Genomic DNA, 17381 nt, shown 5'->3' on the forward strand with positions numbered 1-17381 from the left:
ATATCATGGCACATATGTCAGCATTTCAAGGCCCGGCCGGCAGGTACGCGCCCAGCCCGAGCGGGGACCTCCACTTCGGCAACCTGCGCACGGCGGTGCTCGCGTGGCTGTTCGCGCGCCAGTCCGGCCGCCGCTTTTACATGCGCGTGGAGGACATCGACTCGGAGCGCTCCAGCGAGGAGTCGGCCCAACGCCAGCTCGAGGACCTCGCCGCCCTGGGCATCGAGTGGGACGATCCGGTGCTCTACCAGCACGAACGCGGCGCGGCCTACGCCGAGGCGCTCGCCGCGCTGCCCACCTACGAGTGCTACTGCACCCGCCGCGACATCCGCGAGGCCGCCTCCGCGCCCCACGCCCAGCCGGGCATGTACCCGGGCACGTGCCGGAACCTCACCGATCAGGAGCGTGCTTCTCGACGCTCCCTTTTGCACACAGAAGGGCGCCTGCCGGCCGTGCGTCTCAAAGCACAAGCCCCCGAGTGGACCGTGCGCGACGCGCTGCGCGGCGAGTACACGGGCGCGGTGGACGACGTGATTCTCAAACGCGGCGGGCGGGTGGACCAGGCGCAGGCGGGGGACTGGGCGTACAACCTGGCCGTGGTGGTGGACGACGGCTACCAGGGCGTGGACCAGGTGGTGCGCGGCGACGACCTTTTGGCATCCGCGCCGGCGCAGGCCTACCTGGCGCACCTGTTGGGCTACGCGGAGCCGGGGTACGTGCACGTGCCGTTGGTGGTGTCTCGAGGGGGGCGCAGATTAGCAAAGCGCGATGGGGCGGTGACCCTGCGCGAGATGGCGCCCGACGGGGACTACCGGCCGGTGGTGGAGGCGATCGCGGCGTCCCTCGGGCACCCGGGCGTGGGCACCCTCGCGGAACTGGCCCAGGCTTTCGAGCCCGCGGACCTGCCGCGCGAACCTTGGGTGTGGGCCTAGGCGGTGAAGCCCACGCTCTTGCGCCACGTCAGCGCCACCGCCGGGCGGACCGGGGAGAGGGGGGCGAGGATGTCGTCCACGCGCATCCACTCCGCCATCACCTCGGCGTCGGTGATGGTGACCACGCTGTAGCCGTGCGTGTCCAGCGCGCAGTGGCGCAGCTGCGGGTTGGCCGAGCGCATGTATCCCTCGGCCGTGCGCAGCAGCGGGTGGCCCGGGCGCAGTTTGGTCGACTCCGACACGTTCGGCGCCGTGATGGAGGTGCACACCACCTCGCAGCCAATCTGGGTGTCGTTGTGCGTGATGGTGTGCGCCCACTCCGAGTGGATGTCACCGGTGAGGAAGATCGGGTGCTTGCCCAGGCGGCCCAGCTCGTTGATCAGGCGGCGGCGCTCGAAGTCGTAGCCGTCCCACTGGTCCCCGTTCAGCGGGACCTCGTCGATGCCCGGCGCCTGCACCGACGAGGACAGGATGTTGGAGGACAGCGCCTTGGCCACCGGGCGCGTCGCCGGGTTCTGCACCACCGCGCCCAGGCGCATGGGGGAGAACATCACCGAATTCCCCAGCGCGTTCCACTTCGTGCGCGAGCGTTCCAGCGTGCCGATGAGCCAGTTGTACTGCTCCGAGCCCAGCATCGTGCGCGCATCCCCCGGCTGGCGGGAGCCGCCCCGCCAGAACTCCACGTCGCGGAACGTGCGCAGGTCCATGATGGTCAGCTCCACCAAGTCGCCGAACGTGAAGGAGCGGTAGATGTGGCCCTCCTGCGACCCCTGGGTGGTGCGCACCGGCATCCACTCGTAGTACGCGCGGATGGCGGCGTCGCGCCGGGTGTAGAAGTCCCCCTCGGAGGCGTCGTGGTTGTCCGCGCCGTCGCGCCAGTTGTTGTTGGCCACTTCGTGGTCGTCCCACACCACAATCCAGGGCAGGGCCGCGTGGGCGTTCTGCAGCGCCGGGTCCGTGCGGTAGCGGCCGTAGCGGGTGCGGTAATCCGCCAGGCTCACAATCTCGTGCGCCGGGGCGTGGAGGCGCACTGGGCCGTAGCCCGCGTACTCGTACTGGGCGTACTCGTAGATGTAGTCGCCCAAAAAGACGGTGAGGTCCAGGTCCCCCGCCCAGCCGCGCTCTGCCATGTCCGCGTACGCCGAGAAGAAGCCAGCCTCCCAGTTCGCGCAAGACGCCACCGCCCACCGCTGCCGGGCCAGGGGCGCGCCCGCCGGCGGGGCGGTCTTGGTGCGCCCCAGCGGGGAGACGGCACCCGCGTGCGGGCCGCCGATAACGGTGAAGCGGTAAAAGTAGACGGTGCCCGCGCCCAAGCCCCGCACATCAACGTGGATGGTGTGGTCCGTCTCGGCGCTGGAGTCCACCTCGCCCGCCTGCACAACGCGGCCGAAGCCCGGGTCCAGCGCCACCTCCCAGCGCAGCCGCGTCGGGGCGCCCAGCCCGCTGCCCGGGGTGGCGGATTCATCCGGAGTCACCCGCGTCCACAGCACCACCGAATCCGGCAGCGGATCCCCCGAGGCCACGCCGTGCACGAACGGCAGCGGCAGCAGGTCCATCTCCGCCAGCGCCGGGGCGGCGGTCTGGGAGCTCTGCGCCCGCGCGGTGACGGTGATCCCCGCGCCGGCGGCACCCGTGGTCACCGCGGTGGCGCGCAGGAAGGTGCGGCGGGAGACGTGGCGGCGGGTCTGTGGCGCGGGTTGTGGCGCGGGTTGTGGCACGGTCTGCCGGGGCTCGTAACCTGTCACGCCTCACATGTTCGGGCAGGTTCCCCTATCCCGCGCGGTGGGGAGGGCGATTTTGCGCAGGTTTCGCCGCAAGTTCTGCTGCTGTTTACCTTGGTTGCGCCCGGGGGACGGGCACACCGAGTGTGAACGGGGTAGGTTCGTCGGCGGAGTCAGTGGTTTATAGGGCAGGGTGTTTCCCCGCGGGGGCGGGGGGGGGGGCCGGGGGGGGGGCCGGGGGGGCGGGGGGGGGGGGTGGCGGGGGCTCAGAACGGCATATGGTCATCAGTACCTGGTCATTAGTCGATGACCCGCCGATTCGTATTACCAAGCGACGATGACTAATGACCAGGTACTGATGACCATTTGGGTACGGAAGGGGCCTGGGCGGTGTCCGGCCGCCCCGGAGAGGCCGCCCCCGCGCCGCCGCCCCCGCGGGCGCAGCCTTACTGCGGCAGGGTGGTGCCGCGGTTGGCAAGGGCGGCGTCGATACGCAACAGCCCCGAACCGTCGGCGCCGACGAGCTCGAGCTGATCCACGATCTCGCCCACGGTCGCCTCCTCCTCAACCTGCTCGGTGAGGAACCAGTTGAGCAGTCCGCGGGACTCCAAGTCGCCCACCTCGTCGGCGGTGCGGGTGATGGTGCGGATCTGCTCGGAGACCTTGCGCTCGTGCTCGAGGGCGGCGCGGAAGGCGTCGAGCGGGCCGTGGATCTCGGGCGCGTTGGCCTCGATGGTGCGTGGCTGCACGTGCTCGCCGCGGTCGATCAGGTGCTGCGCAAACTTTTGCGCGTGCTCCAGCTCCTCCTGCGCCTGCGCGGTGAACCACGCGCACATGCCAGGGAAGGACAGCGCGTCCATCTCGTTGGCCAGGTAGCGGTAGGTGTAGGCGGCCCCGTACTCCTCGGTGACCTGCTGGGTAATGGCTTCTTTGAGCTGTTCGTTAATCATGGCCGCCATTGTACGGTAAGGGGAGCCTTGCTTAACGACGAAACCGATCCGCCGCCCACCAAAGAGCACACGGATCGGTTCCGGATACGGCGGAGGATGTGGGATTTGAACCCACGAGGGTATTGCTACCCGCACGCGTTCCAGGCGTGTGACATAGGCCGCTAGTCGAATCCTCCAGTTGTTACAACGCCCGAAAGCGTCTCCGGACATGTTAGACCACCCCGTGCGCCCGGCCAAAACACCTGGCCAGTGGGGCAGGTTGTGTCCGGGCGACGGCCCCCGCTACAGTGTGGGGCAGGATCTCACGCGGTGTTATCTTGTGAACTCCCCCAGGGCGGGAACGCAGCAAGGGTCAGCGAGCTCTGTCAGGTGCGTGAGGTCCCCTAAATCTTTCTGTGGGTAGAATCACGGTTCATGGCAACCCCCTTGAACGAACTGGATCCCCGGGAACGCGAGGCCCTCGAGGCGGACGTGCGCAAGCGCTACGAGGAGCTCAAGGCCAAGAACCTGCAGCTGGACCTCACGCGAGGCAAGCCGTCGAGCGAGCAGCTGGACTTCTCGCAGGATCTCCTGGCGCTGCCGGGGAAGGACACCTACATCACCGCGGGCGGCGTGGACGTGCGGAACTACGGCGGCTCCGACGGCATCGCCGAGATCCGCGAACTGTGGGCCGAGGTGCTGGGCATCAACCCGGACAACGTCATCGCGGGCGACGCCTCCTCGCTCAACATCATGTTTGACCTCATCTCCTTCGCCTACGCGTTCGGCACCAACGATTCGCCGCGGCCATGGAGCCGAGAGGAGACGGTGAAATGGCTGTGTCCGGTGCCGGGGTACGACCGCCACTTCGCCATCACCGAGCAGTTCGGCTTCGAGCTGGTTCCTGTCCCGATGGGGGAGAACGGTCCGGATATGGGGAGCGTCGAAAAGCTTGTGCTCGACCCGCAGGTGAAGGGCATCTGGTGCGTGCCCATCTACGCCAACCCCACTGGCGCGGTCTACTCCCGCGAGACCGCCGAGCGCCTGGCGGCGATGGAGACGGGCGCGCCCGATTTCCGGGTGATCTGGGACAACGCGTACGCGGTGCACACCTTCACCGACGAGTTCCCGGAGAACCCGGACGTGCTGGCGATGGCGGCAGAGGCGGGCAACCCGAACCGCTTCTGGTACATGAGCTCCACCTCCAAGATCACGCACGCGGGCTCGGGCGTGTCCTTCTTCGCGTCGTCCAAGGACAACCTGGACTGGTACCGCGGCATCGCGGGCATCCGCGGCATCGGCCCGAACAAGGAGAACCAGCTGGCGCACGTGGAGCTGTTGGGCGACGCGGAGGGGGTGCGCGCGCTGATGCGCAAGCACGCGGGCTCGCTGCGCCCGAAGTTCGACGCGGCGCTGCGCATCATGGAGGACCGCCTGGGCGGCTTGGGCGTGGCGTCTTGGACCGAGCCGCAAGGCGGCTACTTCATCTCTTTGGACGTGGTGCCGGGCACGGCTACGCGCGTGTGGAAGCTGGCCAAGGAGGCGGGCATCAACCTGACCAAGGCCGGCTCCGCCTTCCCGCACGGGACGGATCCGGAGAACCGCAACATCCGCCTCGCGCCGTCGATGCCGCCGATCGAGCAGGTGGAGGAGGCCATGGACGGGGTGGCCACCTGCGTGCTCCTCGCGGCGCTCGAGCGGTAGCGGGTAGCGGGTAGCGGGCAGCGGGCGACCGGCAGCGGGCTCGCGGCCCGGTGTCGGTTGTAGCCACTAGAGTTGGGCGCGTGGCTCTCTACCGGAAATATCGCCCCGCGACGTTTGGAGAGGTCATCGGCCAAGAGCAGGTGACCAAACCCCTATCCACCGCCCTGGACAACGGGCGGATCGCGCACGCGTACCTCTTCTCCGGCCCGCGCGGCTGCGGCAAGACGTCCTCCGCCCGCATCCTCGCCCGCTCCCTCAACTGCGTGGAGGGGCCGACCTCGACCCCCTGCGGCGTGTGCGCTTCCTGCGTCGCGCTCGCCCCGGGCGGCCCGGGCAACCTGGACGTGATGGAGCTCGACGCCGCCTCGCACGGCAAGGTGGAGGACATGCGCGAGCTGCGCGAGCGCGCCGTGTTCGCGCCGGCGGAGTCCCGCTACCGCGTCTTCATCATCGATGAGGCCCACATGATCTCCAAGGAAGGCAACAACGCCCTGCTGAAGATCGTGGAGGAGCCGCCGGAGCACCTCATCTTCATCTTCGCCACCACCGAGCCGGAGAAGGTGCTGGGCACTATCCGCTCCCGCACCCACAACTACCCCTTCCGCCTCCTCGCCCCCGCGAAGATGCGCGAGCTGCTGGAGAAGGTGGTGGCGGAGGAGGGCGTGCACGTGGACGAGAACGTGTACCCCCTTGTCATCCGTGCCGGCGGCGGCTCTCCGCGAGACACGCTGTCCATCCTGGATCAGCTGCTTTCCGGCGCGGGCCCGGACGGCCTGACCTACGAGCTGGCGCTGCCGCTGCTCGGCGTCACGGACCTTTCGCTCATGGATGCCGCGATCGACGCCCTGGCCACCCGCGACGCGTCGGCGGCGTTCCGCACCATCGACGCCGTGATGGAGGCCGGCCACGAGCCGCGCCGCTTCGCCACCGACCTGCTCGACCGCCTCCGCGACCTGCTCCTGATCAAGAGCGTGCCGGACGCCTTTGGGCAATCGCTTGTCGACGCACCCGTGGACCGCGCCGAGATCCTCCGCGCCGAAGCAGACCAGTTCACCGCCCCTCAGCTCGCCGCGCTGGCCACCGAGGTCAACAACCGCATCCCGGAGCTCAGCGGCGCCACCTCCCCGCGCCTGCTGCTGGAGGTGGTGATGGCCCACCTGCTCACCATGCCCGCCGGCGGTGCCGCCTTCGGCCCGGCCGCGGCCGCTGCGCCGGCCACGCCGACCGCCCAGCCGACCGCCCAACCGACCGCCCAGCCGGCCCCTGCGGCGGGCGGCAGACAGGGCGGCGGGGCAGCAGCTGCGGCGGCTGCTGCCGCGGCCGCCGCGGGGCGTGGTGTGCACAGCTCCTCCACGCCGGCGCCCAGCGAGCCGCAGCCTGCCGCGCCCAAGCGCCCGGAGCCGGAGCCGGAGCGCCGGGAGCCGGAGCGGGAGCCGGGGACGTCGGCAAGCGAACGCCCCGATCCCATCAATTACGACGAGCTGTTCGATCGCGTGCAGCGGGACTGGACCTCGCTGCGGCAATCCGTCGGTGAGCGAAACAAGGTGGCAGAGATCATGCTCACCGAGGCCAGGCCGCTCGGCTTCGACGGAAATACACTGGTGGTGGGGCACAACACGGGTGCCCTGGCTGAGCGAATCAATGCCTCGAGCAATAATCCGGACATCGCGGCGGTGTTTTCCGAGAAGCTGCGCGCGGACGTTGCGGTGCGGTGCGTGATTGGAACGGATCCGGCCGCGGCCGGCGTGAAGGCCGGCGGGCGGCGCGAGGTGTGGAACCCCGGCGGCGGGGAGTCCGGGGCCGGAGGCAGTAGTGAAAGCGACGGGGACGGCGGCTCCGAAGACCCCGCCCCTGCGCGGGCTGCGGCGCAGGACTGGCAGTCCGCGGCGCGCGCGGCCGGCGAGCAGGCGGCCTCGAAGTCCAAGCGCGAGCGCGACGACATCCCGCCGCCGCCCGAGCCCGCCGAGGACGAGCCGCCCTACGATCCGTGGGAAGCTGGCGGCGGGGAGGCCCGGGAGGCATCGCCCGTCACGCCGGACCCGTTGAGGGGGGAGGAGAAGGTTGGGTCGGAGTCGTCGACAAGCATTGAGCCCGCTCCCGCCTCCGAATACACCCGCGAGGACGAGGAGCGCGACATGGCGGACCAGGCCGTGAGCGAGGCGAGCTCCTTCGACCGCCGCGACGCGACCGAGGTGGCGATGGAGCTCTTGGCCAGCGAGCTCGGCGCCCGACCGCTGTAGGCCCCGGGCGCGGCCCGCCACCCCGGTGGGGAGCGGGTACAGTGGGGCGGAGAATACACCCAAGCGAAAGGTACACCCATGACCCAGCCGAACATGCCGGCAGACATGCAGGAACTCATCCGCCAGGCCGCCGAGGTGCAGGCCGCGCTGCAGCAGGCGCAAGAGGAGCTGCTGAACACCACCGTGGTTGGCTCCGCCGGCGGCGAGCTCGTCACCGTCACCATGACCGGTGGCGCCGAGATTACTGACCTCACCATCAAGCCGGAGGCCGTGGACCCGGAGGACATCGAGACCCTCCAGGACCTCATCCTCGCCGCGTACCGCGACGCCCACAACAAGGCCGGCCAGCTCGCGCAGGAGAAGATTGGCCCGCTCACCGGCGTTGCCGGCGGCGCGCAGGACGGCCCGTTCGGCGGCGGCCAGCCGGCCGGCCCGGGCGAGGTTCCTTTCGGCGGCATCATCTAACCTGCCCCGCCACGAGCGCCTAGCCACCGCGGCTGGGCGCTTTTGCGTGGCCGGCGCAGTGAACTTTCTTCCGGACGCGTTTCGGCGACCTGGGGAAATGAAGAATCTGACGCCATTTTTGTAACAAAGTTCACGGTTACCGAGGAGTGCCATGTTCGAAGGACCGCTGCAAGACCTGATCGACGAGTTCGCGCGCCTGCCCGGCGTGGGCCCCAAGTCGGCGCAGCGCATCGCGTTCTACCTGCTGCAAACCGAGCCGGAGGACATCGACCGGCTGCGCGCGGCGCTGGCGGCGGTGCGGGACGGCGTGACCTTCTGCCGCATCTGCAACAACGTCTCGCGCGAGGAGGTGTGCCGCATCTGCGCAGACTCGGGGCGCGATAAGAGCACGGTGTGCGTGGTGGAGGACGCCAAGGACATCCAGGTGATCGAGCGCACCGGCGAGTACACCGGGCGCTACCACGTGCTGGGCGGGGCGCTCGACCCGCTGGCCAACATCGGGCCCAAAGACCTGGCCATCGCCTCGCTGCTGCAGCGCATTGGCGGGGTGCAGCCGGATCTGCCGGACGGGGAGATCCCGGACATCACCGAGGTGATCCTGGCCACCGACCCGGACACCGAGGGTGAGGCGACAGCGTCCTACATCGCGCGGCTGTTGAAGGACTTCCCGGACCTCACGGTGTCCCGGCTCGCCTCCGGGATGCCGCTGGGCGGGGACCTGGAATTTGTGGACGAGCTGACGCTGTCCCGGGCGCTCAGCGGGCGGCTGAAGCTGTAGGCGGGCGGGGCGGGGCGCCCGGGGCGCCGGTGGCGCAGCCGCGGGCATGTGTGCTAGCAGCCTGGGCGGGGGCGCTAGCACGCATTTATTTGGTCAGAGCGAAATGCCTGCTCACGCAGTGACGAAGTTCGGCGTTGGGGCGTTGTGTGCTAGCAGCCACTAGCAGACATCGAAGCGGCGGGCATCAGAGGCGCTAGCTCAGGCGCTCCATGCGGAGGCGGTCGATGACGGGGATCTCGAGGGGCTCGAGGTCCTCGAGGCGCACGCCCAGGGCCTGCGCAAGCAGCAGGTCTGCGAGCTGGGGGTTGCGCGCCAGGGCCGGGCCGTGCATGTAGGTGGCGATGATGCTGCCCTGCACCACGCCCTCGACGGCTTCCACGGCCTCCACGGCAGAGCCGGCGGAATCGGAGCCGGCGCCCGCGCCGTTGCCGGTGCCGCGCGTGACCTTGCCCAGCGGCTCGGCGGCGGGCCCGAGGGTGGTGGCGCCCATGTGGTTCTCAAAGCCGGTCAGCGGTTCGGTGAGCTGGGCCGTGACGCCGGCGCGGGTGGGGCGCGAGGCGACTTCGCCGATGGCTCGAGAGGGGAGTGGTTGGGTGGAGACGTCGAGAAGCGAAATGCCCTGGGCCTCGGTGCCGTGCGCGAAGAAGCTGTGGCCGAGCACCTGCATGCCGGCGCACACGGCGAAAATGGGGCGACCGTCGGCGGCCGCAGCCTGCAGGCCCGGGGAGGCCGCGAGGCGGGCGGCGGCGATCACCTGGGCGGAGTCCTCGCCGCCGCCGAGGGTGTAGACGTCGCAGTCGGCGGGGATGTCCTGGGTGAGTAGGATGCGGCGGACCTCGGCGTCGATGCCGCGCAGGCGGGCACGCTGGCGCAGGACGAGCGCGTTGCCGTCATCGCCGTAGGTTCCCAGCACGTCCGGCAACACGAGGCCGATGGTGAGCTTAGGCACGGTAGTCCTCCTCCTTGCTCAGCGCGCGGCGCAGGTTGAGCAGCGCGGTGTAGTTGGCCAGCACCTCCACGCGCCCGGGCGGGCAGGCGCGGATGGCCTCCACCGGGTCGTGCACCAGCTGGTGGTCGATTCCCGCGTAGAGCAGGCGCACCGCCAGGTCGGTGGCGCGCTCGCCGGCGGCCACCACCTTGGTGTCCCCGAAGTCCTCGAAGGCCACGTCCCACAGCCAGGACACGTCCTCGCCGTCGCCCTGGCGGGCGTTCACGGCGATGACCACGCCGTCCGCGTCCCGGTCCAGCATGCTCAGCGCCTCCTGCCAGCCGGCCGGGTTCTTGGCCAGGAGCAGGTGCACGTCGCGCTCGCCGAGGTGCACGGTGGTGTAGCGCCCGGCAACGTTGTCCACCTCCTCGGCGGCGCGCACCGCCTTGTCCAGGGGCACGCCGAAGGCCTCCACCGCGGCGGCGATGGCCTGGGCAGCGTTGCCCCGGTTGGCGCGCCCCGGCAGCTTCAGGTCCAGGGGCACGGTGCCGGCGGGGGTGTGCAGGCCGGCCTCGTCCACGGAGTAGTGGGGGGTAGGGCGGCGGAACTCGCGGGCGCCCCCCTGCTGTTCGATGCCGTACCAGTCCCCGTCGTCGGTGCGCACGATGTGGCCGCCGGAGCGGGGGTTGGTCACGGAATCCCCCAGCCAGCCGGCACCGGCGGCTACCCACACCACGTTGGGGTGGTCCCAGGCGGCGGAGGTGACTAGGACGTCGTCGCAGTTGGCAATGACGGTGGCCTCCGGGTGCGCATTCACCGCGGCGCGCAGGGCCCGTTCGATGGAGTTGATTTCGCCCACCCGGTCCAGCTGGTCGCGCGAGAGGTTGAGCAGGACGATCGCCTGCGGTTCGAGACGTTCCGCCACCTTTGGCACGTGCAGCTCGTCCACCTCCAGCACCACGTGGGAGGCGTCGCGGCCCGCCATGAGCGCGGAGATGATGCCGGCGTCCATGTTGTCGCCGCCGTCGTTGGTGGCCACGGTGTGGGTGGTGCGCAGCGCGCCCGCCAGCATGCGGGTGGTGGTGGACTTGCCGTTGGTGCCGGTGACCAGCACCGCGGGGCGCCCGCCGCCGAGGTGGTCCATGATGGTCGGGTCGATCGCCCCGGCAACAAGGCCGCCGATCATGCCGCCGGCGCCGCGGCCGGTGGCGCGCGACGCCGTGGTGGCCAGGCGGGCAGCCGAGAGCGCCATCTGGGAGCGGATCCGGGCAAGGGGTCCTTTCGGATTCATGCGCTACAGGCTACTCCGCGGCGCCGCCGCCCCGAGACTCCATCGCCTCCACCGCGCGGGCGAACTGCGCGGCCGTGAGGATGGGGATGTCCTTGCGGTGGGCGTGCATGGCCTTGCCGCGCAGCTCTACGCCCTTGGCCTGCGCGTCCGAGACCACCAGCGAGGTCTGGCGCGTGAGCTTCTCCGCGTAGGTGAGGCCGGCGCGCACTCCGAGGTCGATCAGCTCGTCGGGGTTGCACGCCACGTCGTCGGTGACCACCACCTCCATGCCGGGTTGCAGGCCCGTGGCGGGGGTGTACACGCCGGGGTTGTCGGCCGCGGCCGCCGCCTTCTCCGCGTCCACGCGCAGGGAGCTGCGCTGCAGCCCGAAGCGGTCCGCCGCCAGCTCCGCTGGGTCCGCCACGGCCAGCTCGCCCGCGTCCCGCAGCGCGAGGTGCATGCCCACCAGGGTCAGGGTGCGCTGGCGGGCGCGCTCCTCCTCGGTGGCGGCGGGCGGCGGCACCGACACGCCGGCGATGGCGGCCAGGGCGGGCAGGCGCGTGTCCACCGGCACGTTGCCCTGCAGACGCACGGTGGCCAGAACGTCCACGATCCCCTCCGGCCTCGGCACGTGCCCCACCCGCTGGCGGCGGCGGTTGCCCCGCCCGCGCCGGGACCGGTTCGCGCGCGCCGCGGCGTTCATGGCTCGGCGGGGCTCGGACACGATGTAGCCCCAGTCGTGGGGCGAATTGTGGAGCGTGAGCTGGCGGCCGTCGATAAGCTTGTCTAAGCCCCGCAGCGACCGCGAGAAGCGCGGCGCCTGGGCAAAGTCGCTGGCCTCGAGCCCGTGGGTGTGGCGCGGCCCGGCATCGCGGCCGGGGTTGAACACCTGGTAGAACGTCTCGCCGACGCGCCCGGTGCCGTCGAACGTCACCGCGTCGAGCGTGAGCAGGCGGCCGGTTGAGGGGTGAATTCCGGCCGCCTGCGCGGTAAGTGCCACGTACGGGAATTCACTGCCCTGCGGCTCGCTCGGTGCGGTCATTACACGCATCTTAGCCCGGCGCTACGTCGCCTCCGCGGGGAGGACCTCCACGGAGACCATCTCCAGCTCCGGCGTCAGCGGGGTGGGGGTCGCCGCCGCGCTTGGAGTGAGCACTGGGTCGCTGCTCACAATCGCCACCGCACTCTCGTGGCCCTCGTGCTCCGCCCGGTTCCGCCCGGCCAGCGCCGCCACGCCCGTGCCCGTCAGCGTCAGCGCCGCCACGGATGCTACGGCCACCCGCCGCCGCGCGCCGGGATCGGGGCTTTTTTGCTTGTCGACGCCCCCGACAAACCCAATCCCAGCCCCAACCGGCCCCGGCAGGGCCGCGGCGCGCGGGCGCCCGTCGGCGTCGAGGGGCTGCAGCGGGCTCACCGCGTCGAGGTGGACGCACTCCACCGGCCCGGCCGTGACGGTGAAAAGCGGCGCGCCCGCGGACGGGTCGTGGAACCCGCGGGCCACGGCCACCACGCCCCACCGCTCGAGCGAACGCAGCGTCGGCGCCAGCTTGGAGCCCGCGGCCGCGTCGAGGTAGCCCACCTTCTCCCCGTCGATGCACACCGTCACCTCGCCGGCGGCGTCGAAGCCGAGGGTGGCCAGGTACTGCACCCTGCGGCCCACCCGGGCGTAGCGCGAACCGGGCAGGTAGTGCACGGTGAGCGGCTCGCCCGGCTCCAGGAACTGCCACGGCTCCGCCGGTGGGGTGTTGGCGGGCAGCACCAGCTCAGGGGCGGGCAGGCGGAGCGCCAGGGTGACGGTGCCGGATGCGTCGCGCGCGGCCCGGGCCGTGGCCAGCGGGCGGTAGCCGGCGTCGGCGATGGTGTTCAGCGCCGGGTACGCGTCCGCGTCGGCCGCGGCGAGCTCGCCGATGCGGTCCTCCCGGAACCACACGCCGAAGCCCGTGCGGCTCTCGCGGCTTTCGCGTCGCAGCGTGACGGCGAAGTCCGCCGCATCGCTGGAGGAGGTGCGCAGGTGCTTGGCCACCGCGGCCGTGTCCACCCGCTCGACGGCAACGGAGCGGATCTGTCCGAGACCGTGGTCCGGAATCACGTACAGGGCTGGTGGCATCGACGGTCACCTCCGGGTAGGGCAGGGGAGCGCACTCGCGCGTTTTTCGCACGAGGGTACCCATTTTTGGCGGGAGGCGGCGGGGGGCAGGCGGGTTCCTGGCTCGCGCCGCGAGCTATTCGCTACACGCCCCCGGTCTTGCCCTCCGTCAGCCCGCGGTTCACGGCGGAGACGATCGCCTTCAGCGAGGCCCGCGTGGTGGAACCGGCGATGCCCACGCCCCAGGCGCTGGTGCCGTCGATGTCGGCGTAGATGTAGCAGGCGGCGTCCGCGTCGTCGCCGGCGGAGCGGGCGCGCTGGGAGTAGTCCTGCACCTCAAAGTCGATGCCGAGGGACTCAAGGGCGTTGGCAAACGCCGCGATGGGGCCGTTGCCGTTGCCGGTGATCTCGCGCTGTTCGCCGTCGAATTCCACGGTGGCGGTCACGGCCGAGTCATCGTCGTCGCTGGCGGCGCCCGAGATCTCATAATCCACCAGCTCGAGCGGGGAATCCAGGTCCAGGTAGGTGGCGGCGAAGATGTCCCACATGTTCTTGGAGTTCACCTCGCCGCCCTCGGTGTCGGTGATCGCCTGCACCACGGCGGAGAACTCCGGCTGCATGGCCTTAGGCATGTTCACGCCGTGGTCCGTCTTCATGATGTAGGCCACGCCGCCCTTGCCGGACTGCGAGTTTACGCGGATCACGGCCTCGTAGGTGCGGCCGACGTCCTTCGGGTCGATGGGCAGGTAGGGCACCTCCCACACCGTGTCGCGCAGCTCCTCCCAGCTCACGTCGGTGGAGGAGGCGCCCGGGTGCACCTTTTGCGCAAGGGCGTCGAGGCCCTTGTTAATGGCGTCCTGGTGCGAGCCGGAGAACGCGGTGAAGACCAGGTCGCCGCCGTAGGGGTGGCGCTCCGGCACGCGCAGCTGGTTGCAGTACTCCACCGTCTGGCGGATCTTGGTGATGTCGGAGAAGTCGATCTGCGGGTCCACGCCCTGAGTGAGCATGTTCAGGCCGAGCGTGACCAGGTCCACGTTGCCGGTGCGCTCGCCGTTGCCGAAAAGGCAGCCCTCGATGCGGTCCGCGCCGGCCATGTAGCCCAGCTCGGCCGCCGCCACGCCCTCGCCGCGGTCGTTGTGCGGGTGCAGGGAGATGATGATGGAGTCGCGCTTTTTCAGGTTGCGGTGCATCCACTCGATGGAGTCCGCGTACACGTTGGGCGAGGCCATCTCCACGGTGGACGGCAGGTTGATGATCATGGGGTTATCCGGGGTGGCGTCCATGACGTCCACCACCGCGTCGCACACCTCCAGCGCGAAGTCCAGCTCGGTGCCGGTGAAGGACTCGGGCGAGTACTCCCAGCGCCAGTTGGTGTCCGGGTAGTCCTCCGCGATGGTCTTGATCAGCTCGGCGGCGTCGGTGGCCAGCTTCTTAATGGCGGGGCGGTCCTTGCGGAACACCACCTCGCGCTGCAGCTTGGAGGTGGAGTTGTAGAAGTGCACGATCACGTTCTTCGCGCCGGCGCATGCCTCGAAGGTGCGGCGGATCAGGTGCTCGCGCGCCTGCACCAGCACCTGAATGGTCACGTCGTCCGGGATCATGTCCTGCTCGATGATCTCGCGCACGAAGTCGAAGTCCGTCTGGGACGCGGACGGGAAGCCCACCTCGATTTCCTTGTAGCCCATCTCCACCAGCAGGGTGAACATACGGCGCTTGCGCTCGGGGCTCATCGGGTCCACCAGGGCCTGGTTGCCGTCGCGCAGGTCCACGGCGCACCACTGCGGCGCGACCGTGATCTTCTTGTCCGGCCAGGTGCGGTCCGGCAGGGTGATGTCCTCGACCTCTTGGGCAAACGAGAGGTAGCGGTCCACCGGCATCTGGGATCCGCGCTGCTTGTTCCAGCTCGGCTGGCCTTCGTTGCGCGGGCCGTTCGGCTTCACAATTTCGCGGGGGACGTAAAACTCGTTGGGGTTCGGCACTTCGCTGCTCCTTTATTTCGGCGGCGGTTGGGGGTGTCCACGGCCGGCGGTCACAAACTCCGCGGCGGGGTGCCGGCCGTGTTACTGGGCCTGATTCCCGCCGCGGCGTAGAAGGAGGAGCGCCTTTCGCGTCATGTGGCGCACCTTACCCTAGTCCGCGGCCTCGCGGGCCAGCATTGCGGTTGCAAGGAGCATTCCGCTTATCGACGCCCCAATCAGCCCCCACCCCCACGAGCTTCCCACCGCAAATTTCTCGCCCAGCAGGGCGTAGCCCAGCGCCAGGGCCGTGAGCGGCTCGCCAACCTTCGAGGCGGGCAGGGACAAGCCGAGCTCGCCTGCGTCGAAGGCGTACTGCTGCAGCGCCATGCCCACCACCGCGCAGCCGAGCACCGCCCAGAACTGCCAGGTGGTGAGCATGGCGGATGCGCCTCCCGCGGTGAAGGCGTCCACGGCCACCTTGGCGTACACGGCCAGCAGCCCGAACACCGCGCCGCAGGTGAGGCCGAGGGTGAGGGCTTTGGTGGCAGGGGAGCGTCGGTAAGCAAATGCGAAAGCTCCTGCCGCAACCACCGCCCCTCCCGCGGTGACCCCCGCCCACTCCCAGGCCGGAACCTCGCGCGTGCCCGCGGACGGGCGGCCGAGAACCACCACCACACCCACGCACGCGGTGAGCACCACCGCCCAGAACACCTCCGGCACCGTCATCCGCCGGTCATCCACCCGCGCCGAGAGCACCAGCGTGAGCATGAGCGAGAGCACCAGGATCGGCTGCACCACCAGCAGGGAGCCGAACGCCAGCGCGCCGACCTGGAACGCGTAGGCCAACAGGGCGAGCCCCACCGAGCCCCACCAGGAAGGCCGCTTCACCGACGCGAGGGGGGAGGCATCGTCTGCGTGGCCGCCGCGGACAATCTGGTGGCGCCACACCGTGCCGGCGGCGATGAGCACTGCGGAGATCGTCGCGAGGATGACCGCGTAAACGTTGCTGTGCACGGCGAATGATAATACTGCGTTACTTGAAACGAGCCCCTTTGAACAGGTTATTCTGGTTGGCATTGCCGGATATATAGGAAGGGCACACCTATGGCCTTGATCGTTCAGAAGTACGGAGGGTCCTCCCTCGAGAGCGCCGAGCGCATCCGCGCCGTGGCGGAGCGCATCGTGGCCACCAAGCAGGCAGGCAACGACGTGGTGGTGGTCTGCTCGGCCATGGGCGACACCACCGACGAGCTGCTTGACCTCGCCGCCCAGGTCAACCCCACCCCGCCCGCGCGCGAGATGGACATGCTGCTCACCGCCGGCGAGCGCATCTCCAACTCCCTGGTGGCCATGGCCGTGGCCTCCTTCGGCGTGGACGTGCAGTCCTTCACCGGATCACAGGCCGGCGTGATCACCACCGAGCGCCACGGCAACGCCCGCATCATCGAGGTGACGCCGGGGCGCGTGAAGGACGCGATCGAGGAGGGCAAGGTGGCCATCGTGGCCGGGTTCCAGGGCGTGAACCGGGACACCAAGGACGTGACCACCCTGGGCCGCGGCGGGTCCGACACCACCGCCGTGGCGCTGGCCGCCGCGCTCGGCGCGGACGAGTGCGAGATCTACTCCGACGTGGACGGCGTGTACACCGCGGACCCGCGCATCGTGCCCGACGCGCGGAAGCTGGACCAGCTCTGCTTCGAGGAGATGCTGGAGCTCGCCGCGTCCGGCTCGAAGATCCTGGTGCTGCGCAGCGTGGAGTACGCCCGCGCCTGGAACGTGCCCATGCGGGTGCGCTCGTCTTACAGTAACGATCCCGGCACGCTGGTGGCCGGAGCAATGGAGGATATCCCCGTGGAAGAAGCAGTGTTGACCGGCGTGGCCACCGACAACTCGGAGGCCAAAATCACCATCACCGGGATCCGCGATTCCGTTGGCGAGGCCGCCAAGGTGTTCCGCGCGTTGGCGGACTCCGAGGTGAACATCGACATGGTGATCCAGAACATCTCCAACGCCGAGGACAACAAGACGGACATCACCTTCACCCTGCCCAAGGCGGACGGTGCTCGTACCCTGGAGACCCTGCGCGCCATGCAGCAGGCTGAGGGCTGGGACGACCTGTCTTACGACGACCAGATTGGCAAGGTCTCCCTGGTGGGCGCCGGCATGAAGTCCCCCCCGGGCGTCACCGCCGATTTCTGCGACGCGCTGCGCGACGCCGGCATCAACATCGAGATGATCACCACCTCCGAGATCCGCATCACCGCCGTGGTGCGCGAGCCGGACTTGGCGGAGGCAGCCCGCGCCATCCACACCAAGTTCGAACTCGGCGGCGACGAGGCCGCCGTGGTCTACGCGGGCACCGGCCGATAA

General features: G+C 69.9%; 14 protein-coding genes, 1 tRNA gene and 1 other RNA gene. 7 read left to right on the forward strand and 9 right to left on the reverse strand.

Features of this window, described 5'->3' with window-relative positions; genetic code table 11:
* Positions 1 to 14: 14 nt before the first annotated feature.
* The gene (gene gluQRS, locus BN4252_RS07755) at positions 15 to 932 is read left to right on the forward strand and encodes a tRNA glutamyl-Q(34) synthetase GluQRS (RefSeq protein WP_066528606.1); all 918 of its coding nucleotides are present in this window, start codon (positions 15 to 17) and stop codon (positions 930 to 932) included.
* Here the strand turns inward: gluQRS and BN4252_RS07760 are convergent.
* From BN4252_RS07760 to BN4252_RS07770, 3 genes are all read right to left on the reverse strand, one after another.
* Positions 929 to 2677 carry an alkaline phosphatase D family protein gene (locus tag BN4252_RS07760; RefSeq protein ID WP_230208607.1) on the reverse strand — a complete coding sequence of 583 codons (1749 nt, stop codon included), beginning with the start codon at positions 2675 to 2677 and terminating at the stop codon, positions 929 to 931. The two genes, gluQRS and BN4252_RS07760, sit on opposite strands and share 4 nt — an antisense overlap.
* A gap of 422 nt (positions 2678 to 3099) precedes the next feature.
* The gene (locus BN4252_RS07765; protein ID WP_066528621.1) at positions 3100 to 3612 is read right to left on the reverse strand and encodes a ferritin; all 513 of its coding nucleotides are present in this window, start codon (positions 3610 to 3612) and stop codon (positions 3100 to 3102) included.
* Positions 3613 to 3693: 81 nt separating this feature from the next.
* Positions 3694 to 3779: transfer RNA gene (locus tag BN4252_RS07770), tRNA-Ser, on the reverse strand.
* A gap of 117 nt (positions 3780 to 3896) precedes the next feature.
* Here BN4252_RS07770 and ffs point away from each other — a divergent pair.
* The 5 genes from ffs to recR all read left to right on the forward strand — a co-directional run bounded on the left by ffs (position 3897) and on the right by recR (position 8769).
* Positions 3897 to 3994: signal recognition particle sRNA small type (gene ffs / locus BN4252_RS07775), an RNA gene on the forward strand.
* 23 nt (positions 3995 to 4017) lie between these two features.
* The gene (locus BN4252_RS07780; protein ID WP_066528624.1) at positions 4018 to 5286 is read left to right on the forward strand and encodes an aminotransferase class I/II-fold pyridoxal phosphate-dependent enzyme; all 1269 of its coding nucleotides are present in this window, start codon (positions 4018 to 4020) and stop codon (positions 5284 to 5286) included.
* 80 nt (positions 5287 to 5366) lie between these two features.
* On the forward strand, positions 5367 to 7526 hold the full coding sequence (locus BN4252_RS07785; RefSeq protein ID WP_066528627.1) for a DNA polymerase III subunit gamma and tau: 2160 nt from the start codon (positions 5367 to 5369) through the stop codon (positions 7524 to 7526).
* Between the two features lie 78 nt (positions 7527 to 7604).
* On the forward strand, positions 7605 to 7991 hold the full coding sequence (locus tag BN4252_RS07790) for a YbaB/EbfC family nucleoid-associated protein (RefSeq protein ID WP_066528630.1): 387 nt from the start codon (positions 7605 to 7607) through the stop codon (positions 7989 to 7991).
* Between the two features lie 151 nt (positions 7992 to 8142).
* The gene (recR, locus tag BN4252_RS07795) at positions 8143 to 8769 is read left to right on the forward strand and encodes a recombination mediator RecR (protein WP_066528632.1); all 627 of its coding nucleotides are present in this window, start codon (positions 8143 to 8145) and stop codon (positions 8767 to 8769) included.
* Between the two features lie 193 nt (positions 8770 to 8962).
* Here the strand turns inward: recR and BN4252_RS07800 are convergent, their stop codons facing one another.
* The 6 genes from BN4252_RS07800 to BN4252_RS07825 all read right to left on the reverse strand — a co-directional run bounded on the left by BN4252_RS07800 (position 8963) and on the right by BN4252_RS07825 (position 16025).
* Positions 8963 to 9718: a type 1 glutamine amidotransferase gene (locus BN4252_RS07800; RefSeq protein WP_066528634.1), complete on the reverse strand. Its 756-nt coding sequence runs from the start codon at positions 9716 to 9718 to the stop codon at positions 8963 to 8965.
* Complete coding sequence (locus BN4252_RS07805) at positions 9711 to 10988, reverse strand: Mur ligase family protein (RefSeq protein WP_066528636.1); 1278 nt, start codon at positions 10986 to 10988, stop codon at positions 9711 to 9713. Before BN4252_RS07805 ends, BN4252_RS07800 begins: the two co-directional genes overlap by 8 nt.
* A 10-nt stretch (positions 10989 to 10998) precedes the next feature.
* Positions 10999 to 12009 carry a DNA polymerase III subunit epsilon gene (locus tag BN4252_RS07810; protein ID WP_066528638.1) on the reverse strand — a complete coding sequence of 337 codons (1011 nt, stop codon included), beginning with the start codon at positions 12007 to 12009 and terminating at the stop codon, positions 10999 to 11001.
* A gap of 21 nt (positions 12010 to 12030) precedes the next feature.
* Positions 12031 to 13074 (reverse strand): hypothetical protein, encoded by a 1044-nt coding sequence (locus BN4252_RS07815; protein WP_066528645.1) that lies wholly within the window; start codon positions 13072 to 13074, stop codon positions 12031 to 12033.
* Positions 13075 to 13196: 122 nt separating this feature from the next.
* Positions 13197 to 15032 carry a 2-isopropylmalate synthase gene (gene leuA, locus BN4252_RS07820; RefSeq protein WP_066528648.1) on the reverse strand — a complete coding sequence of 612 codons (1836 nt, stop codon included), beginning with the start codon at positions 15030 to 15032 and terminating at the stop codon, positions 13197 to 13199.
* A gap of 150 nt (positions 15033 to 15182) precedes the next feature.
* Positions 15183 to 16025 carry a DMT family transporter gene (locus BN4252_RS07825; RefSeq protein ID WP_066528651.1) on the reverse strand — a complete coding sequence of 281 codons (843 nt, stop codon included), beginning with the start codon at positions 16023 to 16025 and terminating at the stop codon, positions 15183 to 15185.
* 90 nt (positions 16026 to 16115) lie between these two features.
* On the opposite strand from BN4252_RS07825, the gene BN4252_RS07830 reads away from it, so the two are divergent.
* Complete coding sequence (locus BN4252_RS07830) at positions 16116 to 17381, forward strand: aspartate kinase (protein WP_066528653.1); 1266 nt, start codon at positions 16116 to 16118, stop codon at positions 17379 to 17381.

Source organism: Corynebacterium bouchesdurhonense (assembly GCF_900078305.2).
GTDB lineage: Bacteria > Actinomycetota > Actinomycetes > Mycobacteriales > Mycobacteriaceae > Corynebacterium > Corynebacterium bouchesdurhonense.

What these genes read in the sequence shown, in the direction of transcription:
- gluQRS (WP_066528606.1), top strand. Translation starts at nt 15, where the DNA reads ATGTCAGCATTTCAAGGCCCGGCCGGCAGGTACGCGCCCAGCCCGAGC.
- BN4252_RS07765 (WP_066528621.1), bottom strand. Translation starts at nt 3,612, where the DNA reads ATGGCGGCCATGATTAACGAACAGCTCAAAGAAGCCATTACCCAGCAG.
- BN4252_RS07780 (WP_066528624.1), top strand. Translation starts at nt 4,018, where the DNA reads ATGGCAACCCCCTTGAACGAACTGGATCCCCGGGAACGCGAGGCCCTC.
- BN4252_RS07790 (WP_066528630.1), top strand. Translation starts at nt 7,605, where the DNA reads ATGACCCAGCCGAACATGCCGGCAGACATGCAGGAACTCATCCGCCAG.
- recR (WP_066528632.1), top strand. Translation starts at nt 8,143, where the DNA reads ATGTTCGAAGGACCGCTGCAAGACCTGATCGACGAGTTCGCGCGCCTG.
- BN4252_RS07805 (WP_066528636.1), bottom strand. Translation starts at nt 10,988, where the DNA reads ATGAATCCGAAAGGACCCCTTGCCCGGATCCGCTCCCAGATGGCGCTC.
- BN4252_RS07810 (WP_066528638.1), bottom strand. Translation starts at nt 12,009, where the DNA reads ATGACCGCACCGAGCGAGCCGCAGGGCAGTGAATTCCCGTACGTGGCA.
- BN4252_RS07815 (WP_066528645.1), bottom strand. Translation starts at nt 13,074, where the DNA reads ATGCCACCAGCCCTGTACGTGATTCCGGACCACGGTCTCGGACAGATC.
- BN4252_RS07830 (WP_066528653.1), top strand. Translation starts at nt 16,116, where the DNA reads ATGGCCTTGATCGTTCAGAAGTACGGAGGGTCCTCCCTCGAGAGCGCC.